Below are 23,189 nucleotides of genomic sequence, written 5' to 3'. Positions count from 1 at the left end.
AGGTGATAGCCTGCATTTTTCAGAATTAAATTAATTGAGGGTTTTTATCAAAGATTCGGCAAATATTGGGGGAGATGTTGGCGAATATCGGCGGCGCTCAACAGGGTGATGTCTTTGTCGAGCTCGAAACGAACCAGCTTTTTAATCTGTTCCGGCAATTGGTTACGTAGCAAACCGAGGAAAGAGGGGCCGGCAACAATCAGCAGTTGGCCAAAACGGTGTGCGTTGTGCGCGTCTTCCAGGTATTGGGCGAGGCGATGAGCAAAAACGTCGGCTTCGTGCTTTTTCGGGTCGGTGGGTTGCTCAAAGGTGTGTCCGCCCGCACCGGCGCTTTTGATCTTTCCCGGCAGGCCGGAGGTTATTTCCCGGTCATGTAAACGACCTTCGGTATGAGAAAAATCTTCGATTTCCTCTAGGGGGGACGAGGGGGTGTCAGCAGTAAAAATGCGTGCGCGAGTGCTATCCGCAACGAGTATCCAGGTTAATTTCATGGTTGTTCCCTCTGTGGTGATTTTGTTTAAATAACACCCTACTTGCAAAACGCGGGAAGCCTAAAAAACAGCTGGATTTGTGTTGCCGGCCGTAGGCTTTGTACTACTTTACGTAAGTTTTATATTACTTTTTGTAGGATAGAGAAATCAAGTCTTTCAATCAATAAGTAATAATACCTAGTGGAGGGCTGGGTTAATTGTTTTGTGATTGTCATTATGTTGGTCACACGAAAGCGTGCGGACGGGGTAAAATAGCCTATCCGGCATAATAGTAAATCTGAATCAACTTTCTAATCCCCCATGCAGCCAGCTTTTGTCCATTTAAGACTCCATACCGAATTCTCTCTGGTCGACGGGATCGTTAAAATCAAGCCCTTGGTCAAGCGCCTGGCCGAGTTGAATATGCCGGCGATTGCGGTTACCGAGCACGCTAACCTGTTCTCGCTGGTCAAGTTTTATAAGGCGGCATTAGGGCAGGGCATCAAGGCGATAGCCGGTTCCGATGTGCTGGTTTTTAATCCCGAAGATCCCGCTACGCCGTACCGGTTGACCTTGCTGGTCAACAATCATGCCGGTTACATCACGCTGACCGAATTGATTTCAAAAGCTTATCAGGAAGGTCAGCATCAGGGTGTGCCGATGCTCAGGCAGGAGTGGATAGAAGCCAATCATAACGGCTTGATTGCATTGTCCGGCGCGATGAGCGGATGTATAGGCAAGGCGCTGTTAGCCGAAAACCATGATGCGGCGAAACGGCTGGCGGAGTTTTGGGGCGCGTTGTTCGAGCAAAGTTTTTACCTGGAATTACAGCGGGTCGGCAAGCCCGAAGAGGAGCGCTATATCGCCGCCGCCGTCGAGCTGGCGCTGGCAACCGGTTTGCCGGTGGTTGCGACCAACGATGTGCGTTTTGTTTATCAACAGGACTTTGCGGCCCATGAAGTGCGGGTCTGCATCAACCAGAGCCGGGTGTTGGACGATACGCGCCGTCCCAAGGATTATACCGATCAGCAATATTTACGCAGCATCGAGGAGATGCAGGCGCTATTTGCCGATATACCGGAGGCGCTGGAAAACACCGTAGAGATTGCCAAACGCTGTAATTTACAACTGACGCTGGGGAAGAATTTCCTGCCGGATTTTCCGGTACCCGAAGGCATGAATCTGGGCGAGTTTATGGCCGAGGAGTCGATGAAAGGCCTGGAAGAGCGTTTGCAGCACTATCCGGCGGTGGGCAAGGGCACGGATGAGGAAAACCGGCGCATTTATTATGACCGCCTGGATTTCGAGCTGAAAATGATCACCCAAATGGGGTTTCCCGGTTATTTCATGATTGTTGCCGACTTTATCCAGTGGGCGAAAAACAATTTGATTCCGGTAGGTCCTGGCCGGGGTTCGGGTGCGGGGTCGTTGGTGGCTTACGCGCTTAAGATTACCGACCTCGATCCTATCGAATTCGATCTGCTGTTCGAGCGGTTCTTGAATCCCGAGCGGGTTTCGATGCCCGACTTTGACGTGGATTTCTGCATGGACCGCCGGGACGAAGTGATCGATTACGTTGCCCGTCATTACGGCCGCGATCATGTTGCGCAGATCATCACCTACGGTTCGATGGCGGCGAAAGCGGTGATTCGCGATGTCGGTCGGGTGCTGGGTTTCGGCTACGGGTTTGTCGACCGGTTGTCCAAGCTGGTTCCGTTTGAAATCGGCATGACGCTGACCAAAGCGCTAAAAGACAGCCCTGAACTGAAACAACTTTACGATACCGAGGAAGAAGTCAAGGCGTTGATCGATATGGCGCTGTCGCTGGAAGGCACGTCCAGGAATGCGGGAAAGCATGCCGGGGGCGTGGTGATTTCGCCGACCAAGTTGACCGATTTTACGCCGCTGTATTGCGACCAGGACGGCAATAACCTGGTCACCCAGTTCGACAAGGACGACGTCGAAGCGGTCGGCCTAGTCAAGTTCGACTTTTTGGGACTGCGCACGCTGACCATTATCGATTGGGCATTGCAGGACATTAACGCCAAGCACAAGCAACTGGGCAAGCCGCTGGTCGATATAACGATCATTCCCCGGGATGACCCGGATTCTTACAAGCTGTTAACCGCCGCCCAGACTACCGCCGTATTCCAGCTCGAATCGCGGGGCATGAAGGAGCTGATTAAAAAGCTCAAACCCGATTGCTTCGACGACATTATCGCGCTGGTGGCGCTGTTCCGTCCGGGACCTTTGGAATCGGGCATGGTGGACGATTACATTAACGTCAAGCACGGGGCCAAGGCGGAGTACGCGCACCCGTTGCTGGAACCTATTTTAAAGCCCACCAACGGCGTTATTTTGTATCAGGAACAGGTGATGCAGATCGCCCGGGAAATGGCGCTGTACACGCTGGGCGGAGCGGACATGCTGCGCCGGGCGATGGGTAAGAAAAAACCGGAGGAAATGGCCAAGGAGCGGGATAAATTTACCGCCGGTGCGATAGAAAATCAGGTCGATGAAAAAATCGCCACTTACGTGTTCGACTTGATGGAGAAATTTGCCGGGTACGGTTTCAATAAATCGCATTCCGCCGCTTACGCGCTGGTCGCCTACCAAACCGCGTGGCTGAAGGCCCATTATCAGCCTGAGTTCATGGCGGCGGTGATGTCCGCCGATATGGACAATACCGATAAAGTGGTGATTTTGATTGAAGAATGCAAACAGATGAAGCTGGAAGTCTGTCCGCCCACCATCAATGTTTCCAAATACAAATTCACCGTTAACGACGCGGGCCATATCGTTTACGGTTTGGGCGCGCTAAAGGGCGTGGGCGAGGCGGCGATTGAAGAAATGCTGGTCGAGCGGGAAGCAAACGGCCTGTTTTCAGGCCTGTACGATTTATGCAAGCGGGTGGATTTACGCAAATTCAATCGCCGGGTGCTGGAAGCATTGATACGCGCCGGGGCTTTCGATGAGTTCGATGATAACCGGGCCGGGCATTTGGCGGAGCTGCCGACGGTTTTAAAAGTCGCCGAGCAGCACGGAAAAAATGCGCAAACAGGCCAGAACGATTTGTTCGGCTTGGCCGTTAATGCCGAAAATGCGGATGATGTAGACGCTTATAACACCGTGGTTGAGCCGTGGTCTGAAAATGAGCGACTGGCTGCGGAAAAGCTGGTTCTGGGTTTGTTTTTGACCGGGCATCCGATCAACCAATACGAGGCTGAGTTAAGGCAATTTACCAACGGGACCATAGAGTCGCTGTTGGCCAATGTGGAGCGGTCCAAAAGCAGGAAGATGGAAGCCCGAACGGCCGGGTTGGTCGTCGAAGTGCGCACCCGTCAGACCAAGAACGGTAAAGTTATGGGTTTTGCTACGATTGATGATAGGACCGGAAGGCTTGAAATCGCGGCATTTGGCGAAGTTTATGATAAATACCGGAGCATTTTTACTCGTGACAGCCTGTTGATTGCCGAAGGGGCGCTGGGTGTTGACGATTATTTGGGCACGCTACGCTTGACGGTAGAAAAGCTTTACAGCATGGAGCAGGCCAGGGAGGTTTATGCCAGAAGTATTCAGTTGGTATGGCATGCGGCGGACAATGAGAGCGAAGGTCATGACTTTGTGACGAAGTTGATTGCGGTTCTGGAGCCTTTTAAGGGCGGCGGTTGTCCTGTGGGAATCAGTTATACGTCAAAGGTTGCAAAAGCGAGTCTACAGTTGGGTGATGAGTGGCGCGTCCAGCCAACCGATGAATTGGTTGCGCGATTGAGGGCGTTGTTGGGAAGCGAGGCTGTTGAGGTTAAGTACAGGTAGAAAGTATTTAGAATTAATTCACCACGAAGACACGAAGTTTTTATTTTCTTCGCGAACTTCATGTCTTCGTGGTGAATTATTTTGAGTTGGCGCGATTGATGGGCAATGTTGTTTTGCCCCCCCAATCGCGCCGATCCGCTTGTTATTCCGTTTCTTGCCTTACCATTTCAGCTGGTTTTGGCGCCGCTTCAACAACCGGTTTTGGTGCTGCTGGAGTTGGAGCCGGAACCGAAGCCGGTTCAGCGGTAGCCGCCGGTTTTCTGGCTTCTGAATCCTGATTGCCGGTGTTATCCTGGCTGGGGACATTAGCCGGGGATTCCGGGCGTTCGGTTCTTTCCGCTCTTTTTGCAAAGTCATTGTCATAAGAACGGGGAGCCGGACGCGACTCGTCGTTGCTCTCGCTGGACGCTTCATGCGTGCTATTTGAATCGCCATCCGTTTCAGGCTTTTTGTAGTTGGGATTACGCGGTCTTCTACGATTCGGCCCTCTTCTGGCATTGTTTCTTTTGGGATGTTCTCCGGCAGCAGCAGAAGCCAGTTCAGGCGCGCTTGAAACAATCTCGCTAACTTCAACCGCTTCACTTTTAACGGCTTCGGTTTTTGCTACAGGCAAATTAGCCGGGTCGAGATTGCGTTTTACGTTTCTACCTTGACCGCGCGGCGGACGATTCGGACGAGGTGCGTCCGGATTTTGTTCCGGTTTTGGTTTTGGCGCCTGTACTTGTTCAGACGCTTGAGCTTGTTCCTGACTCGGATGTTGACCGCGCCCTTGACCTCGTCCGCGGCCACGTCCTCGGTCCTGAGTTTGCCCCTGTCCTTGTCTGTCACCTCTGTTTTTTCTCGGTTGACCCTCGTCAACCGGTTTGATTCTTTCAGTGGTTTGAACGGCGGCCGTTACTTTTGCTTTAGGCTCTGTGCTGGCACTGGGGCCGACAAGTTTATGCCAGAAGCGTTGGATCAGGCTGGCTGATTCATTCTTGCTTTGCACCGGTGCAGGGGAATCATGCAGGAATTCCTTGATTGCCGCTTTTGCGGTGCTCGGTTTTATTTGCTGGGCAAATTCAGGGATAGTGATGTCTTCCGCTTTGATCTGTAAGTAGCTGGCCTTACCGTCGCCGGACTCTTTTTCCTTGATGCGCTCAATGTCATAAGCCGGTGTTTCCAAATGCTTGCTGGGCAGGATCACAATGCCGACTTTCAGCCTGTTTTCAATCTGCTCGATGGCGCTGCGTTTTTCGTTTAACAGGAAAGTCGCGCATTCGATAGGCAGGTGGGCAATGACTTTTTCCGTGCCTTTCTTCATGGCTTCTTCTTCAAGAATACGCAGTACGGAAAGTGCGACCGACTCTACATTACGAATCGTACCCTGGCCTTTGCAGCGCGGACACGGCAGTTGAGTCGAGTCGCCCAGCGAAGGACGCATTCTTTGTCTGGACATTTCCAGCAGGCCGAAACGCGAGATGCGGCTGGTCTGAATGCGGGCGCGGTCGATTTTAAGGGCGTCACGCAGATGGTTTTCAACGGTTTTCTGGTTCTTATTGGACATCATGTCGATGAAGTCGATAACAAACAGGCCGCCCAAATCACGTAATCTTAGTTGGCGGGCAATTTCATCGGCCGCTTCCAGATTGGTGTTCAGCGCGGTTTCTTCGATGTCGCTGCCTTTGGTGGCGCGTGCCGAGTTGATGTCGATGGAGGTCAGCGCTTCGGTATGATCGATGACTATCGAACCGCCCGACGGTAATGAAACTTCACGGCCGTAAGCGACTTCAATTTGGGATTCGATCTGGTAGCGGTTAAACAGGGGGACGGCATCCTGATACAGTTTTGCCTTGGGCAAAAAGTGCGGCATGACTTGTTTCAAGAAGTTTTGCACCAGTTTGAAGGCGTCTTCATTGTCGATCAATATCTCGTCGATATTGCCGCGCAAATGGTCGCGCAAAGCCCTGATGATAACGTTACTTTCCTGAAAGACCAGGAACGGCGCGGACTGTTCGCTGGAAGAGCGTTCTATGGCTTCCCAGAGTTGCAGTAAATAATTTAAGTCCCATTGCAGTTCTTCGACATTTTTGCCGCATCCTGCCGTTCTAACAATGAGTCCCATGCTTTCAGGGATCTCAAGCGCCGCCATGACTTCACGCAGGTCGCTACGGGTTTCGCCTTCGATGCGTCGCGAAATACCGCCCGCTTTAGGATTGTTGGGCATCAACACCAAATAGGTGCCGGCCAAACTAATATAGGTGGTTAAAGCTGCGCCTTTGTTGCCGCGTTCTTCTTTTTCAATTTGAACAACGATTTCCTGACCTTCTTTAATCAGGTCTTTTATGGCTGGACGGCGGCCGTCGTTTTCGACGCCTTCTTGCAGGTGACGGTAGAGCGGAGAGATTTCTTTGAAAGGTAAAAAGCCGTGTTTTTCAGCGCCGTAGTTTACAAAGGCCGCTTCCAAGCTGGGTTCTACGTGGGTTACTATCCCTTTGTAAATGTTTGACTTTTTTTGTTCTTTCGAAGGTACTTCTATGTCAAAATCATACAGTTTTTGACCGTCTACCAAAGCGACTCGCAGTTCTTCCGGTTGCGTAGCGTTGATAAGCATTCTTTTCATTCAATATTCCTTGTTGTTTCCTGCTCCATGGTCAGATTTTACTGAACAGACTGGTTTTGGTCATCGTGTTTGTGTAGAGGGGGCTGCTAAAGCCGCTTCTACATAGCTTAGTTTTTACGGCTTTAATGAGCCGTTTCTGCGTGTTGTAGTGGGCATCCCGCTCTTCACTTAGGTGAAGACCGTGGATAGTTGCACGGACAGAGTCTAAGCAAATAAATATTCTTTCTTCAGTCTTGATTGTAAATTCCGTCTTAGACAGGAGTTATAAATCGTTCGTCTAGGGTCGAACGATGAACCCGAAAATCTTACAATGATGAGTCAGCGTGGTAATTTATCGCTACGTTAATCATCATCGAGTAATGCTCCAGGGCAGTTTTGTTAGTGAAAACCGCAGAGCAAAAGCATGTTTTTTATATTAAAAACTTGCTTAATATAGCAATCTTATTGCTATACATCAATTTAAAGAATCAATCATAAGCAGATGCTGGTATTATTTACACTATGAATAGTGAAGAAAAAAGCGTAACACCCAAAGTTCAACTGGTCGAAATTACCGAAGAGAATTGCGATCAACGATTGGATAATTTTTTAATTGCCCGCCTGAAGGGCGTCCCTAAAAGCCGAATTTACCGGATTGTTCGTAAAGGTGAAGTGCGGGTTAATAAGGGGCGCGTCGATGTTAAATACCGTCTGGTTGCAGGCGATATCGTCAGAATTCCTCCGGTCCGGGTGGCCGAGCGTAGTGAAGAATCGTATGTTCCGCAGGGTTTGCAAGCGGCATTGCAACAGGGCATTTTGTTTGAAGATGAGGGTTTCCTGATCGTCAACAAACCGGCAGGTTTCGCTGTGCATGGCGGCAGCGGCGTGAGTTCCGGGATTATCGAAGGACTGCGCCTGATAAGACCCGAAGCGCATTTTTTAGAGCTGGTGCATCGACTCGACAAAGATACCTCCGGTTGTCTGATCATCGCCAAAAAACGTAGCGCCCTGAAACTGCTGCATGAGTTGTTTCGCGACAATCACATCCATAAAACCTATCTGGCCTTGCTGGCCGGGCAATGGGCGAGGAAAAAACTGGTGGTTACTGCGCCCTTGCTAAAAAATGTCGCCAAAGGCGGTGAGCGTATGGTTGTGATCAGCCAATCCGGCAAAGAGGCGGAGACGCTGTTTCGGCGCGTGAAGTTATTTAGCGATTCGACGCTGGTTGAGGCCTCGCCAAAAACCGGACGCACCCATCAAATACGCGTTCACGCCGCGAGCCTTGGGCATCCGATCGTCGGTGACGAGCGTTATGGACGGGACGACATTAATCGCGGATTTAAAGGCCGAGGCTATAAGCGCATGTTCCTGCATGCGGAAAAATTAAAATTTCAACACCCTGTTACCGGGGAGCCGCTAACCATTTTGGCGCCTTTGCCGCAGCCATTGGAAGATTTGTTAAAACATGAAGAACAAGTTTGATTTAATTATATTCGACTGGGACGGCACCCTGATCGATTCGATAGACTGGATCGTACATTGCCTGCAAACGGCGGGGCAACACTGCGGCTGCGATATTCCCGAACCCCAGGCGGCAAAAGACGTGATCGGCCTGAGCATAACAAACGCCTGCGCCAAGCTATTTCCCGGCGTCGATCAGGAAACGCTGACGCAATTGACGGACTGCTACCAGCAAACGTATTTGTCCAGACAACTGGATCGGGGCGATTTATTTCCCGGCGTTTACGATATGTTGGTGGAACTGAAACAGGCCGGTTATCAACTGGCCGTTGCTACCGGTAAAACCAGAGCGGGCTTACAGGAAGCATTACAGGCGACAGATACGGAAGCGCTGTTTTGCATCACCCGTTGTTCCGATGAGACCGCCTCTAAACCGGATCCGCTGATGCTGCATCAGATTATGCAGCATACCCAGGCAGCGAATGAACGGAGTTTAATGGTGGGCGATTCCACCCATGACTTGCAAATGGCGATGAATGCCCAAATATCGTCTATAGCGGTGTCGTGCGGAGCGCATCCGGAAGACATCTTGCAACGCTACAATCCGTTGATGTGCTTACAGCAGCCTGCGGAATTACTGAATATTATTAGAGGTTAACAAGGCATGGACAATCAGAACAAACCAGAAGTTACACGGGAATCCGGTTGGGAGCGGGAAGTTATTGAAAAACTGGCGCTGGCCGCAATCACCGAGCAAACCCGAGCAAGGCGTTGGGGCGTTTTTTTTAAGAGTTTGATGTTTGTGTATTTGATCGCCGTGTTCGGCGTGGCTATGTATCCAAAGCTTAAGCAGGATATTGGCGTTGACAGTAAAGATCATACCGCCGTTATCGATGTGGTCGGCATGATTGCCGAAGGCAAAGAGGCCAATGCAGACAGTATTATCGAAAGCTTGAGAAATGCGGTCAAAGACAAGCACACCAAAGGCATTATCCTGCATGCCAACTCGCCGGGCGGCAGTCCCGTCCAGTCGTCTTATGTGTATGAGGAAATCAGGAAAATTAAAAAAGAACATCCTGAGTTGCCGATTTATGCCGTGGTCAGCGATATTTGCGCATCGGGTTGTTACTTCATTGTATCGGCCAGCGATAAAATTTTTGTGAACCCTTCCAGCTTGGTGGGTTCCATAGGCGTGCTGATGGACGGCTTCGGTTTTGTCGATGGCATGCAAAAACTGGGCGTAGAGCGGCGCTTGTTCACGGCCGGCGCACATAAAGCCATGCTTGATCCTTTTTCGCCATCCAAAGAAGACGAAACGCAGTATATACAAAGTCTGCTAAACCAAGTGCACCAGCAATTTATCGGCGCGGTTAAAGCCGGTCGCGGCGACCGGCTTAAAGAAAATCCCGACATGTTTTCGGGACTGGTCTGGACAGGCGAAGAAGGCGTGAAACTGGGCATAGTTGACGGCGTCGGCAATCAGGATTACGTCGCCAAGGAACTCATCGGCGCGGAAACACAGGTTGATTTCAGTCGGCAGGAGCATTTGCTGGATAAGATCGCAGGCAAATTGGGCGCATCTTTCGGGCAAGTAATTGGCAGCCTGGTTCAGGGCGCATCGTTACGCTAAAGGTTCAGCATCGATTCAGGGTGATCGGCTAAAATGCTTTGCACTCAGTAATAGAACGCAGATGACGCGGATATTTATGATTGAATAAGATTTTTTGAATTATTCTGGAAAAATCAGTTGATCGCCATTTTGAGGTTATCCGCGTTCATCATAATCATCTGCGCCATCCGCGTTCTATTTTTGTCGTTGCGTTGAACAAACATTTTGTGCCCGGATAGCTTGGATTGCCCATGAGAAATTTGCTTAAAGCCGTTATAGTTGCCTTGTTGTTTTCCAATAGCTGTTTTGCAGATAATAACCAGCCGGCAAGCATCAGTTTGGACGAGGCGACCAAACAAATAATCGAAGGCACCTACAACAAGGTGCTGGGCGCGCAAACAGAAATAATTGATGGCAAAGCAGTGCATGTCATTAAAGTGCTGACCCCCGATGGACGTATCCGGTATTACAAAATCGATGCCGAAACCGGCCAATTAGTTAACTAAGCTCGACAGACAAAAAACATGCGCATTCTAGTTGTTGAAGATGAAGTAAAACTCTGCGAACAAATTCAGCAGTTCTTTGCCGATAAAGGTTTTGCCGTTGATACCGCACACACCGGCCAAGACGGCTATTACATGGGCAAGGAATATCCGATTGATGCGGCCGTGATCGACATCGGCCTGCCCGATTTTTCCGGCATCGAACTGATCAAGCGCTTGCGTAAAGACAAAGTGACCGTGCCCATCCTGATTTTAACCGCCCGTAGTCGCTGGCAGGAAAAAGTAGAAGGATTGGAAGCGGGAGCGGATGATTACCTGGTTAAACCTTTTCATTATGAAGAGTTGCAGGCCAGGATTAACGCATTGATAAGGCGGTCGGCCGGGGTGGCCCATCCGGTGTTAACCCACGACAATATCGAACTGGATACCGTGGCTCAGGAAGTTACCGTATCCGGCGTCAAGCAGGAATTAACCGCTTACGAATACAAGGTGCTGGAGTACCTGATGTTCCGCAAGGGCGAAGTGGTTTCAAAATCGGTATTGACCGCTCACATTTACGATGAAGACTTTGACCGGGATAGCAATGTTCTTGAGGTTTTTATCGGGCGATTGAGAAAAAAGCTCGATCCCGACGGGACGCGTAAGCCCATTGAAACCCTGCGTGGCCGAGGCTACCTGATTTCCGCCAAACGCGATTGATTAGATTCTCAAGTAATGTTTGAAAAGTAAGTTCTTTTGAAGGAACTTATGACCCTCCGATTATCCCTAAAGGCCTTGAATGCAGGTTAAATCATTAAGCTTTCGATTGCTGGTTTCCGCCGGACTGGTGCTTGCCGCATTTTTCGCGCTGGCTTCGGTGGTGCTTGAACAGGGCTTTCGGGAGAGCGCCGAACAGGCATTAAAGGAAAAGTTGCAGGTTTATGTGTATTCGCTGCTGTCGGCCGCCGAGCTTAAAAACTCCGGTGATTTAAGCATGCCGACCAACTTGCCGGAACCGCAGTTTGCAACCCCAGGTTCCGGTCTTTACGGTTTTATACACTCGGCAAAAAAAAATCTGGTATGGCGTTCGCCGTCGGCTATCGGACTTAATGTAACGCCCCCGCCGGAATTAAGCGCGGGCAATTCCGCATTTTTGTTGGCTGAACACGGGCGTTACGCATTGCATTACGCGGTCATCTGGAAAAATGTAGTCGGTGTAGAACGCGAATATATCTTTACCGTAACTGAAGATGCCCAGTTCGTCAGCAATCAGGTGGAGCGGTTTAGAGAAACCTTAAGAGTCTGGTTATTGGCTCTAGGCCTGGTGCTGATATTTATTCAACTGGCCTTGTTGCGCTGGAGCATAAAGCCTTTGCGGATTATCGTGAAAGATCTTGAGGCGATAGAAAAGGGGCGCAAAACCCATTTAGACGGCGACTATGCAACGGAACTGGAAAGTCTTGCCGGTAATCTTAACGCCTTCATCAACAGTGAGCGGGCGCATCTGGAACGTTATCGCAATGCCTTGGCGGATCTGGCGCACAGCCTGAAAACGCCGCTGTCGATATTGCGCGGCTGCGCCGAATCTTTCAGCGTAAACAAGGAGACGGTAAAGGAACAGATTTTCCGTATGGATGAAATCGTCGAGTATCAATTACAACGGGCAGCGGCAAAGGGCGAACATAAAACCACCGGCGCCGTGGATTTGTCGCTGATTATCAAAAAAATAAGCGCGTCGCTGGGTAAGGTTTATATCGATAAAAACATCCGTTTCGATATGGCTGTGCCGGAACAAAGCCTGATTTATTATGACGAAGGCGACCTGTACGAAATAGCCGGGAACCTGATGGATAACGCCTGCAAGTGGTGTCGTAGCACGGTCAAAGTCAGCGTTACCCTGAATGCGCGCAAAGGCAGGCGGAATTTTGCGGTGTTGCTGGAGATTGAAGACGACGGGCCGGGAATCCCTGCCGGAAAACTGGCGGAAATTTTAAAAAGAGGCGTCCGCGCCGACGAAAATATTCATGGGCACGGTATCGGCATGGCCGTCGTCTACGAATTAGTCGGATTATTGGGCGGATTATTGGAAGGCAAAAAGAGCGAAGCGCTGGGCGGCATGAAATGGGGTGTTTATTTTGCGTGATGATTTGGACAGATTAGCTCCAGCCGATTTCAGGGCATGATAAAGCAGGGGAGTCAATACTGGGTCCTGCTGTGTTGAGCAAGCTTATGACACCTGCTTCAACATCCCCATGCCATTAGGTTTCTTGACGACTTGCAGCTGGGCTTTAAAGCGCTTTTGCACACCTTCAACATGAGAAATAACACCGACGGTTTTGCCGTGGGTTTGCAAGCCTTCCAGGGTGCTGATGACCGTGTAAAGCGTTTCCGAGTCCAGGTTACCAAAGCCTTCATCGAGAAATAACGAATCCACGGACTTGCCGTTATTGGCCAATTCCGAAAGTCCCAGCGCCAGCGCCAGGCTCACCACAAAACTCTCGCCGCCGGACAAAGTCTTGGGCAGTCGGCGCGCATTGTCTTGATAAGTATCTTCAACTTCCAACGCCAAACCCTGATCGCTGGGCATTTGCCGGAGATAATAACGGCCGCTGACTTTTTCCAGCACGGCATTGGTTTGGGACAATAGCCGATCGGCGACCCGTTGTTGAACCCGACGACGAAAAGCCATGCCGCTTTCCTCGGCTAGTTGAGCGGCTTCGGCGCCGCACAGACGGGCAATTTCCTCTTGATCCTGTAATTGAATCAGGATTGCATCGGCCTTCTGTTTCAGTTGTTTTTGCTCGTTCAACAACTGTTCCAGACGTTGCGTTTCCAGGCCAGCTATTGCCAGTTTCTCGGTCACGCTTTTCAGCTGGGCATCCAGCTGTTCCGGGCTTAGTTCCGTTGCAACCAGCGCATTTTCAGCCTCCAGCTCAAGTCGGCTTTTTTCCAGGTCTATGGTTTTGGCGTCAATCTCCTGTTCCAATTCGGCCAGATGCCGCTCCAGTTCCGGCTGATGTTGCAGCAGCTCCAGCACTTCAGTCAGCTCATGCAGGCTGGTAAATTGCGTTCCCTGCATTTTGTCTTGCAAGGCCCGTTTCAACAGGTCGAGCTCGGCTTCCTGTTTGGCAATAAGCTGTTCCTTGTCGGCAATCAGTTTTTGCTTTTCGATCAATGCCAAATGCAGGCCGACGATTTCTTCGCTTTGCAATTGTTGGTTGTAACGCTCAAGTTTTTCGTTGCATGCCGTTATTTCAACCTGGCAATGCTCCGCTTTTGCCTTCAATACTTCCAGTTCCTCGGCTAAGCTTTTTTGACGGAATGCGTAGCTTTGATAATCCTGGCGACGCGCATTCAGCCGGTCGAACAAGGCGTCTTCTTTGCCTTTAGCGGGCATCTTTTCGCCCAGCAAGGCTAGTTGTGCCAGTACCTTGTCGGCCAGTTGCTGCTCTTCCTGCCGGCAGGTCGCCAATGCGGCATCGTAATCGATCTCTTCCTTGGGGCGTTCCCGCCATTCGGCATCCAGTTGCCGGGAGTTTAGCTGTAAGCGTTCAGCGGTGGCTTCGCCCTTGGCGATCAAGGCTTCCAGTTGTTCGATGCCGGACTGTTTTTTCCGATAATCGGCGACCACGGCGGTAATGGTTTTTAATTCACTTATTTCGGTATTTAAGCGGTGTTGCAGCAACCCTAATTTATTGATTTTCAGGTCTTCACTGGCCGTGTTAAGCCGGTTAGACAAGGTTTGCCATTGGGATTTGATCCTGACCTGCTCTGTCTGATTGGCCTGATTTTTTTCCGCCTGTTTTCGAGTTGCTTTAAGCTGTTGTTCCAGCTTGGTGGCTGCTGCCATTAAGGTCTTTATTTTCGCCTTTTGATCCGCTAAGGCCTGCTGGGAGTTGGCCTCTTTCGGTGGATGCTGGGCATAGGGATGCTTCAACGCACCGCATAAAAAACAAGGTTCGCCATCGACCAGATGCGGCCGGTCCGCGGCCATTTTTCTAAGCAACGTTTCACGGAACACAGCCGTTTCCAGCGTCAGTTTAATATTTTCTTCCCGGCTTGTTTCCTGTTTTAACGCCGCAAGTTTGGACTCCAGTTCCTCAATATCATGATTCGGCTGCTCTTTACGACCAAAGATGCCGAAAAAGCTAAAACCGCTTTTGGTCAGTTTTTGGTAAGTTACAGCCAAGGTATAGAGCGCCCGAAAATCCTTAACCCGCTCTTGTTGCTCTTGTTGAAACTCCTCAAGTTCAGCCAGATTCTTGCCCTGCGCCAGTTCTTCCAGCGCCTTTTTTGCCAGCGGTAATTGGTGTTTTAAATCGGCAATTCTTTTATTTTCCTGCGCAATGGCGGAGGTGTTGTTTTTCAGCGATGCGGTCGTATTTTTGGACCATTTGGTGAATGTTTTCTGTTTTTCTTTCAGCTCGACCAGTTCAGCCCGGAGGTTTTTTAACCGGCCTGTTTCAGGAAAGCTTGCCAGCAAAGATTCATCCGCGACATGCTCTTCCAGCCATTTCGACACATTGGCAAGATTGGATGTTTTATCATCAATCTGCATGCCTAACGATTGCCATAAGTCTGATTCCGATTGTCGCTGAGCATTAAGCTGACCTACCTGGGCCCTGATTTCGGATAGGATTTGCCCTTGTTCGGTTACCGATTTATGGGGCAATCCATCCGGAGCCGTTTTATCGGCGCCGATATGGTCTTGTATCTGCTTAAGTTCGCCGCGAAAATCCGTGAGAATTGCTTTATCCTGATGAATTTCTTTATTTTTTTCCTTAATCGCTTCCAAGTCATCTTTAAACAGCAGTGCGTCCTGGGCCGTAGTCAGCTGATCCAGTTTTTGCCGCTCGCTTTCCGATAGCGATTTGGTTTGCTGTAGGTTTTTTTCCTGGTCGGCAATCCTGCTTTGCAGGGTCAACACATTTTGCAGCGAGGCTTGCTGCTGCTTCAGGTCGCTTTGTTCCTCCCGCAACTCGGTCGTTTGATCGGTAAAGTCGATCAAATCATGTTCGCAGGCTTCCAGCTTTCCCGGTTCCATGATCGGTATAACCGATAAGTCCTGCTTTAAATAATCCAGGCGTTGTTGCGCCTCAGTGGCTTTTTCATTGACTTCGTTTCTATAGTCTTCATAAATATCGACGCTGATGATTTTTTCCAGAATGTCCATGCGCTCATTGTCCAGCGCGTTGAGGAATGCGGCAAAATCGCCCTGGGCCAACAGTATCGAGCGGGTGAAGTTACGGAAATTCATCCCGGTAATTTCGGTAATTCGCGCGCAGACCTGCTGGGCCGTGGTCGCCAGCACTTCGTCGTCGCTCAAACGGGTCAACTTCATTTCGGGCGGCGTTAATTCGCTCTCGGGATTCGCATCACGCCGTTGCGCATGCCAGCTGGACCGGTATTTCACCTTGTTCAGGGTAAATTCAATTTCCGAAAAACACTCGGCCGTATGTTGGGTCATCACATGTCCGGCAGGACGGTCAAAACGAAAAGTCTCGCCGTACAAGCCCAGCGTAATGGCATCTAAGATACTGGATTTTCCCGAGCCGTTAGGACCGGTAATGGCAAAAACACCGGTATCCGAAAAAGGCGATTGTTCAAAATCGATCCGGCTCTCGCCTTCCAATGAGTTGATATTTTTGAAATGAATATTGAGTATTTTCATTGGCTGACGACTTTAGCTTTGCAACAGCTGGGGATTTTTAAATGAAACATTATAACGCTGTCTGGCGATTTTTTCCCAACCTATGCGACATGCTGTAACAACCGGTAAATATAATGACGGAAACATAAGGGGCATAATCTGGAATTTTTGAAGAAATGGATTTGTTGACAGCCGGGAATTGAACTATGCATTTGCAGCCGAGAGGCAAGCGCATGAGTCAAAAAACATTACTTGGGACTTTAGTGTTCCAAAATTAAATAAAACATCTGCTAAAATGGCGCAAGGAGGAACCTTAATGCTGAAAAAAACTTTACGCTGGCTGCTGACCTTGATTTACAAGGTTGAAATCAAAGGGCTGGACAACTACAAAAAAGCCGGAAAACGTGTCCTGATTATATCCAATCACACGTCCTTTCTGGATCCGTTATTGCTGGGTGTGTTTTTACCCGATGACGTCACTTTTGCGATCAATACCCAGATTTCCGAGCGCTGGTGGTTGAAGCCTTTTTTGGTGTTATCCCGCGTATTTCCAATGGATCCGACCCATCCTATATCGTTGAAGGATTTGATTCATCATTTACAGCAAGACACCCGCATCGTTATTTTTCCTGAAGGTCGCATTACCGTAACCGGCTCGTTGATGAAAATTTACGACGGCACCGGCATGGTCGCCGATAAGTCCGAAGCGGCCATATTGCCGGTACGGATTGAGGGCGCCGAATATACGCATTTTTCCAGGCTGCGCAATATCGTCCGCTTGCGTTTATTCCCCAAAATCACTATTCAGATTTTGCCCCATACTTTCGTTTCGCCTCCTCCTGAATTAAGAGGTAAAAACCGGCGTAAATACAGCGGACACATTTTGGCGGATATTATGACTGAAATGATGTTTGCCACCAGTCATTACCGGCAAACCATTTTCGCCAGCCTGCTTGAAGCACGCAAGATACACGGCGGCAAGCATACGGTTGCCAACGATCTGGAGCGCATTCCGTTATCCTACGACAACTTGATTACACGCACCATTGCCATTGGCAACGCCCTAAAAACGACGACGGTCGAGGGGGAAAATATCGGGGTTTTTTTACCCAATTCGACCAAAACCCTGTCGGTTATTTTGGGCTTGCAACTTTATGGCCGGGTACCGGCCATGTTGAATTATTCAACCGGATCAGCCGGTATGGTTTCCGCGTGTAACACGGCGCAAGTCAAAACCGTGTTAACTTCCCGCCGCTTTATCGAGATGGGCAAGTTAAGCGCGGAAGCCGATCACTTGGGCGAACAGGTCAGGCTGGTTTATCTGGAAGACTTGGCCGCGCGCCTGTCCGGATGGGATAAATTCAAGGCGCTGGTGCAATGCAAAACCGTTAATATCTGGTACAAACACACCCAATACAGCCCTGACAGTCCGGCGGTGGTTTTATTTACCTCCGGTTCCGAAGGCACGCCCAAAGGCGTGGTATTGTCCCACGCCAATATCCTGTCCAATCTTAAGCAATTGGAAGCCCGGATCAATTTTACGGCTCGGGATGTGGTGCTCAACTTCCTGCCGATGTTCCATTCCTTCGGCTTTACCGTCGGCACTATGCTGCCGATACTGCATGGCATGACGACCTTTTTCTATCCGACCCCGTTACATTTTGCGGTCATTCCCGAAATCGCTTATGAAATCAGCGCCACCATCATGTTTGGGACCAATACCTTTTTAGCCGGTTATGCCAAAAAAGCCCACGCCTATGATTTTTTCAATATGCGTTATGTGGTTGCCGGTGCGGAAAAATTGCAGGAAACCACTCGCCAGCTTTGGGCGGATAAATTCGGCATACGCATACTGGAAGGTTATGGCGCCACCGAAACGACGCCTATCGCCTCGGTCAATACGCCGATGGATTTTAAAGCAGGCACTGTAGGCCGGTTTATGCCGTCTATGGGCTACAAGCTGGAGCCGGTCGAAGGTATTGAAGAAGCGGGCAGGCTGCACGTCAGCGGGCCCAATATCATGTTGGGTTACCTGCTGGCCGACAATCCGGGCAAGCTGGTGCCGCCCAAATCAATCTATGGCGAAGGCTGGTACGACACCGGCGATATTGTGCATGTCGATAATGAAGGCTTTCTCAGCATACGCGGCCGCAGCAAACGTTTTGCCAAAGTCAGCGGCGAAATGGTCTCATTAACCGCCGTAGAGCAGATGGCGACCAATGCTTGGCCGGATGCGCATCACGCTGCAATCAGCCTGCCGGATGCAAAAAAAGGCGAACAGGTTATTTTGCTCACCACCCATAAACAGGCGACCGTTAATGACTTGGCGGCGGCATCTAAAGGTGTGGCTCTTATCCTCCTGCCCAAGAAGATTTTGATCGTTGATGCGATTCCGGTGATGGCGACCGGTAAAACCAATTATATTGCAGTGACGGAACTGGCGGCCGGCAAGGCATAAAAGAGGCTAAAGGCTAAATTCTTAGGCGATGTCCGGTAAAGAATATACCTCGTATAATTTATTTTTTATTCACCACGAAGACACGAAGGACACGAAGTTTATGTTTTTTCTTCGTGGTGAGAAAATAATGCGTAATTCGGGTATGTTCTTTCATGGAAACGGCCTTAAACCGCAATGCAAGTATTTTTTGCCCTTCGTCCTTCGCCTTTTGCCTTAAATAATTATGAACAAACAAATCTATCCGTTACTGATCGCCCAGTTCCTATCCGCATTTGCCGATAACGCTATTTTGTTCACAGTGATTGCCATGGTGATGCAATCTGCACAACTGGCAAGTTGGTACGTTCCGGCTTTGCAAAGTGCGTTTCTGGTTGCCTTTGTATTACTTGCTCCGTGGGTGGGCGGGTTTGCCGATAATCATCCCAAATCCAGGGTGTTGATTATCGGCAATCTAATTAAAGCGGCGGGTGCAGGATTATTGCTGTGCAATGTGGAACCGTTGATTGCTTATTGCGTGGTCGGTGTCGGCGCGGCCATTTACAGTCCGGCTAAATACGGCATCCTGCCTGAGCTGGCAGGGCATGAATTTCTGGTGAAAGCGAACAGCTGGATTGAAGGTTCCACCATCCTGGCTATTTTACTGGGCATGATGATAGGCGCCAAGGTCGCGGATTATTCGATAACGTGGGCGTTAATCGGCACCATCGTCATTTTTATAATCTCCGCATTGACTACGCTGTTTTTACCGGCGAGCATTGCCAAAAAAACCGCTCCCGGTTCGGCATTGCCGATGTTTTGGCGGGAAATAGGCCTGTTTTTTTCTACGCCGCGATCACGCTTTGCCATTCTCGGTGGCTCTTTATTCTGGGCCGCTGCGGCAACGTTAAGAGTGATTATTGTGGCCTGGGCGCCGCTGATTTTATTGTCAAAAAATGCGTCCGAAATTGCGGAACTTACCTTATTCATCGCTATCGGCATCATCGCCGGATCGGCCTTGGTGCCGGGACTCATTCCGCTTGAACATTTACGCCGCGCCAGATTACCCGCTTATTTAATGGCGTTGTTTATTTTTGGGCTGAGTCTGACCGACAGCATCTGGCCGGCCCGGTTTATGCTGTTTTTCATCGGCGTAATGGGCGGGATGTTTATCGTCCCCGTCAACGCCGCCTTGCAGGAACTGGGGCAACAGAGCATCGGCAGCGGCAGCGCTGTCGCTTTGCAGGGTTTTTTCCAGAATCTCACCATGTTGGCCGCGGTGGGCAGCTATACCTATGCCGTCTCGCAGCATGCCGATCCCGTTCTGTCCATGCTGAGTCTGGGGATGCTGGTTTTTATGGCGACTTTTCTGGTATCGCTGCACCTGCCGGATAATCAGTCTAAAAACGGCGATTAGTCCACGAAAAGCACGAAAGACAGGAAATAAACCAATATACTTTTACGCTGATCCTCAACGCTGGGGCTTGGGGATCCGCACAAATATTTTCGTGCTTTTTGTGCTTTTCGTGGATGAAATGGTTTTTCTAGAATTAACCCGCATCGCCCATTAGTGCAGCGGCTTTACCCCGACTTTCATTGACTTTGCACAGCAAAGCGAGGCCGACGATAAAAAACGATAAAGTCGACAGCAATGACATCCGGTGGTCGCCATTGCTCCAGTAATTGATCAGGCCGTAGCTCAATGGACCGACTATGGCCGATAAGCGATTGACCAATCCCCATAAGCCTAAAAATTCGCCCGCTCGCTCGGTCGGCGAAAATTTACTGACTAAAGCGCGCCCGACAGCTTGGCTTGCGCCCATCGCCAGACCAATAATATTTCCGGCTATCCACATATGCGCCGTCTTGCTGGCAAATAACGCCACCATTACCGCAACAATCCAGATGAGCAGGGTAATGGCCAGCGTTGGGACCGATCCCATCCGGTCTTGTAAATGTCCGCAAATAAAAGCGCCGACAGCGGCGGTCACATTAACGACCATAATCAGCACAATCAATGACTGGGTATCGAAGCCCATGACTTCCTGCGCATAAATGGCGGCCAGAACAACCACGGTGCTAACGCCTGACTGGTACACGCCCAGCGTTACCAAAAACCAGAGCAAGTCGCGAAAGCGGGCCGCTTCTTTAAACGTGTGCGCCAATCGAGCGTAACCTATCTGTAGGTTTGACAGGCTCCGGTTTAGCGCAACAGGTATTGCCCGTTCATGCAGCCAAAGAAAGGTAGGGGTGGCCGCCAAGGCAAAGATTGCGGCGGTGATTAGTAAGGTAACAGGGACAACATGGGTTTCCGGCAACCCGTGCTGTTTGGCCCAGATAATGTAGGCCAGACAAATCCCCAGTGTCAGAAGGCCGCCAAAATATCCCAGACTCCAGCCATAGCCGGACATTCTGCCCATATTCTCTTCAGGCACAATCTCCGGCAGAAATGCGGCAATCAGGTTTTCGCCGCCGGCAAACATGATGGCTGAAACAGTAACCAGCACCATTCCCAGCCCTATATCGCCGGGCCCGACCAGTGCCAGCAAGGCTGTCGATGCTATGCAGCCTACCGAGGAAATCAGCAGGAAACGTTTCTTGCAAGCCCGTTGATCGGCGATTGCACCGATCAACGGGCCGCCGATCATGACTATAAAATTAGCAACGCCGATAGCCAGAGACCAGAGCAGGGTCGATAAGCCGGGCGCGACGCCTTGTGCGGCACCGGCAATCACGCCGACAAAATAGGTGCTGAAGATAGTGGTCTGCACCACCGTGGTATAGCCGGAGTTGGCAAAGTCATATAGAGCCCAGGCCAGTAATTCTTTACGGTTTGCATTACCCATTAGTCGACTATTTTCGTCAGCAGACGGTTTATTCTGATCGCTGTTCATACCTGGAGAGTTCGCCACAATCGCTATAGGTGTTATCCTTTAACAGTAAGGAATAATAGTATTTTTAATTTAAAATGTGAATTAAGAGCTAACGCGTAAATAATTCCAAAAAAACATGGCGGCGGCCAACTTGCCGAATACATGCACCATCAGACCGCTGTATGATCGAACCTTACCCGCGCATTCAATGCCTGTTTGTTGTTCAATCCAGCCGAATAAAGTTTCAATCGGCTGCCTGATACGAGAAACGGCAGTCGATAACCATTGATCCTGGGGGCCTAAATACCTTTGGCCTTTTTGTTTTTTTACCGGCGTTAATACCGTCAGGTTTTGAGTTTCTTTCACTTCTTTTGCATCTGATCGGTGATAGGCTTTATCGCCATAGAGCTCATTGTGAGTTAATTCAGGCCTAATCTGATCAAATACTGTTCCATCATGGCAACTTGCTCCGGTTACACCAATGTATTCAGGATTCGGCAACGTGCCCGCTTGACGACGCCCGACGATATGAACCCGAACACCGTAATAGTACAGTTTCTTGGTTGAACAATAGCCCGCATCCGCTAACTCCCTTGCAACGCGTGCTTTAAACCGGTGACCTTGCTTGGCTAGCGCCACAGGGAAAGAATCCATCAACCAGACTTGCCCTTGATTTTTTCTTCTTGCTCTTGCTGAATGATTTCCAGCAACGGCGCGAAAACATCAGCTACCTTATTCAGTCGCTGAACAAAGGCTGTGTAACTGGGTAGCCTTGGAAACCAATGCCGCAAATGGCGATCGGCATAACCATAGATCTTTTTTAGCTCTCTATTTTTATCAATGACACCGAATAGATAGATCGCTATGACTTCTTCATCTGTAAAACTCAAGTCTGCGTAATTCGACATTCGCTGACTATAAACCCAAAGGTTATCCTGATAGCGCTTGCATACATACAGGTAAATTGTTATTAATTGTTCTTGCCATTTCATCGCTTACTTAGAGGATTGGGGGGAGTCGTGTCTTTCCCAATATTCTAGCCCAACCGGTGATCTGGCTTCTATTTAGCTCTTAATTCACATTAAAGTGTAGCAGTTCAGCGCCACTGATGGGTAGGGCTAGCTTTAGTCCGACATTAGCCTGTCGGAAACAGGGAGCATGAGTCAGGCTAAGTTTTTTATCACGGTATGATGGGCGGTATGTTTATAGTCTCCCGTTAATGCCGGGTTTCAGGAATCAGGACAAAAAACAACGGTTTTATAAGGTTCTTTTTAAAATCTTGTTATGTTATTGGCTGTTGGCAGCTATACTTTTACGCTGTTGTTGCCGTAAAAAAGTAAACCCTGTGCTTGTAATGCTTAAGCTGAGCTTGCCGGTACTCGGAGTCATTTTCCCCGTATTTTTGTAACTGCCGGATAATCAAGAAGACAAAAAACGGTTAACGACTATAAGTAAGCTTTAGACTACAATATTATGAGGAACTTATCAAATGAAGCTGTTTGAACTCGGAAAAATCACTATGACGCCATCGGCTATTTCAGTTATAGCCAGTTTTAAGATCCCCATTGGCGACTTATTGGACAGACATGAAAAAGGTGACTATGGGGATGTGTCTGAGGTAGATTGGCGTGAAAATACGCTTGCGTTGCTACCGGAGTCGGTGGAAAGGATAATGTCAGTCTATAGCATTGAAACCGAAAAACTATGGGTTATCACGGATCCGGACAGAAAGGTAACAACGCTATTAACAGAGGAAGATTTTTAACGATTCGTTATGTTTATGTTCCATCACCAGAATCCCTGTTCGTAGAGG

Annotated in this window: 14 protein-coding genes and 1 pseudogene; 10 read left to right on the top strand and 5 right to left on the bottom strand. The window is 49.5% G+C overall.

Translation table 11 applies throughout. From position 1 onward, the window contains the following. Nucleotides 1-47: 47 nt before the first annotated feature. A complete protein-coding gene (locus METTU_RS17030; RefSeq protein ID WP_006893070.1) occupies nt 48-491 on the bottom strand; it encodes a host attachment protein in 444 nt (147 codons plus the stop codon). 300 nt (nt 492-791) lie between these two features. Between METTU_RS17030 and dnaE the strand changes: the two genes are divergently transcribed. Next, nucleotides 792-4,286, top strand: a complete 3,495-nt coding sequence (gene dnaE, locus METTU_RS17025; protein ID WP_006893069.1) for a DNA polymerase III subunit alpha — start codon at nt 792-794, stop codon at nt 4,284-4,286. Nucleotides 4,287-4,428: 142 nt separating this feature from the next. Here the strand turns inward: dnaE and METTU_RS17020 are convergent, their stop codons facing one another. After that, a complete protein-coding gene (locus tag METTU_RS17020) occupies nt 4,429-6,888 on the bottom strand; it encodes an Rne/Rng family ribonuclease (RefSeq protein ID WP_006893068.1) in 2,460 nt (819 codons plus the stop codon). 501 nt (nt 6,889-7,389) lie between these two features. Here METTU_RS17020 and rluC point away from each other — a divergent pair. From rluC to METTU_RS16990, 6 genes are all read left to right on the top strand, one after another. Further along, entirely contained in the window at nt 7,390-8,349 is a 960-nt protein-coding gene (rluC, locus tag METTU_RS17015) for a 23S rRNA pseudouridine(955/2504/2580) synthase RluC (protein ID WP_006893067.1), read from the top strand. Beyond that, nucleotides 8,333-8,986, top strand: a complete 654-nt coding sequence (locus METTU_RS17010) for an HAD family hydrolase (RefSeq protein ID WP_006893066.1) — start codon at nt 8,333-8,335, stop codon at nt 8,984-8,986. Before rluC ends, METTU_RS17010 begins: the two co-directional genes overlap by 17 nt. Before the next feature lie 6 nt (nt 8,987-8,992). Next, nucleotides 8,993-9,958: a signal peptide peptidase SppA gene (gene sppA, locus METTU_RS17005; protein WP_006893064.1), complete on the top strand. Its 966-nt coding sequence runs from the start codon at nt 8,993-8,995 to the stop codon at nt 9,956-9,958. A 230-nt stretch (nt 9,959-10,188) separates the two neighbouring features. Beyond that, nucleotides 10,189-10,443 carry a PepSY domain-containing protein gene (locus METTU_RS17000; RefSeq protein ID WP_006893063.1) on the top strand — a complete coding sequence of 85 codons (255 nt, stop codon included), beginning with the start codon at nt 10,189-10,191 and terminating at the stop codon, nt 10,441-10,443. Nucleotides 10,444-10,461: 18 nt separating this feature from the next. Continuing rightward, the gene (locus tag METTU_RS16995) at nt 10,462-11,139 is read left to right on the top strand and encodes a response regulator transcription factor (RefSeq protein ID WP_006893061.1); all 678 of its coding nucleotides are present in this window, start codon (nt 10,462-10,464) and stop codon (nt 11,137-11,139) included. A 79-nt stretch (nt 11,140-11,218) separates the two neighbouring features. Next, nucleotides 11,219-12,562 (top strand): ATP-binding protein, encoded by a 1,344-nt coding sequence (locus tag METTU_RS16990; protein ID WP_006893060.1) that lies wholly within the window; start codon nt 11,219-11,221, stop codon nt 12,560-12,562. Between the two features lie 84 nt (nt 12,563-12,646). Here METTU_RS16990 and METTU_RS16985 read toward each other — a convergent pair whose 3' ends face one another. After that, complete coding sequence (locus METTU_RS16985; RefSeq protein ID WP_006893059.1) at nt 12,647-16,090, bottom strand: AAA family ATPase; 3,444 nt, start codon at nt 16,088-16,090, stop codon at nt 12,647-12,649. Between the two features lie 295 nt (nt 16,091-16,385). Between METTU_RS16985 and METTU_RS16980 the strand changes: the two genes are divergently transcribed. Together METTU_RS16980 and lplT are read left to right on the top strand one after the other, a co-directional pair. Then, nucleotides 16,386-18,527: an AMP-binding protein gene (locus tag METTU_RS16980; protein WP_006893058.1), complete on the top strand. Its 2,142-nt coding sequence runs from the start codon at nt 16,386-16,388 to the stop codon at nt 18,525-18,527. A gap of 223 nt (nt 18,528-18,750) precedes the next feature. After that, complete coding sequence (gene lplT / locus METTU_RS16970) at nt 18,751-19,920, top strand: lysophospholipid transporter LplT (RefSeq protein WP_006893057.1); 1,170 nt, start codon at nt 18,751-18,753, stop codon at nt 19,918-19,920. Between the two features lie 133 nt (nt 19,921-20,053). Here lplT and METTU_RS16965 read toward each other — a convergent pair whose 3' ends face one another. Both METTU_RS16965 and METTU_RS25105 read right to left on the bottom strand, forming a co-directional pair. Continuing rightward, the gene (locus tag METTU_RS16965; protein ID WP_006893056.1) at nt 20,054-21,397 is read right to left on the bottom strand and encodes an MFS transporter; all 1,344 of its coding nucleotides are present in this window, start codon (nt 21,395-21,397) and stop codon (nt 20,054-20,056) included. An 81-nt stretch (nt 21,398-21,478) separates the two neighbouring features. Beyond that, nucleotides 21,479-22,368, bottom strand: a pseudogene (locus METTU_RS25105) (IS982 family transposase). A gap of 497 nt (nt 22,369-22,865) precedes the next feature. Here METTU_RS25105 and METTU_RS16950 point away from each other — a divergent pair. Then, a complete protein-coding gene (locus METTU_RS16950) occupies nt 22,866-23,141 on the top strand; it encodes a hypothetical protein (protein ID WP_006893054.1) in 276 nt (91 codons plus the stop codon). The last annotated feature ends 48 nt before the right edge of the window (nt 23,142-23,189 follow it).

The organism is Methylobacter tundripaludum SV96 (assembly GCF_000190755.2).
GTDB lineage: Bacteria > Pseudomonadota > Gammaproteobacteria > Methylococcales > Methylomonadaceae > Methylobacter_A > Methylobacter_A tundripaludum.
The sequence above is the reverse complement of the archived record's forward strand: the minus strand, read 5'-3'. Positions and strand labels throughout refer to the sequence as shown.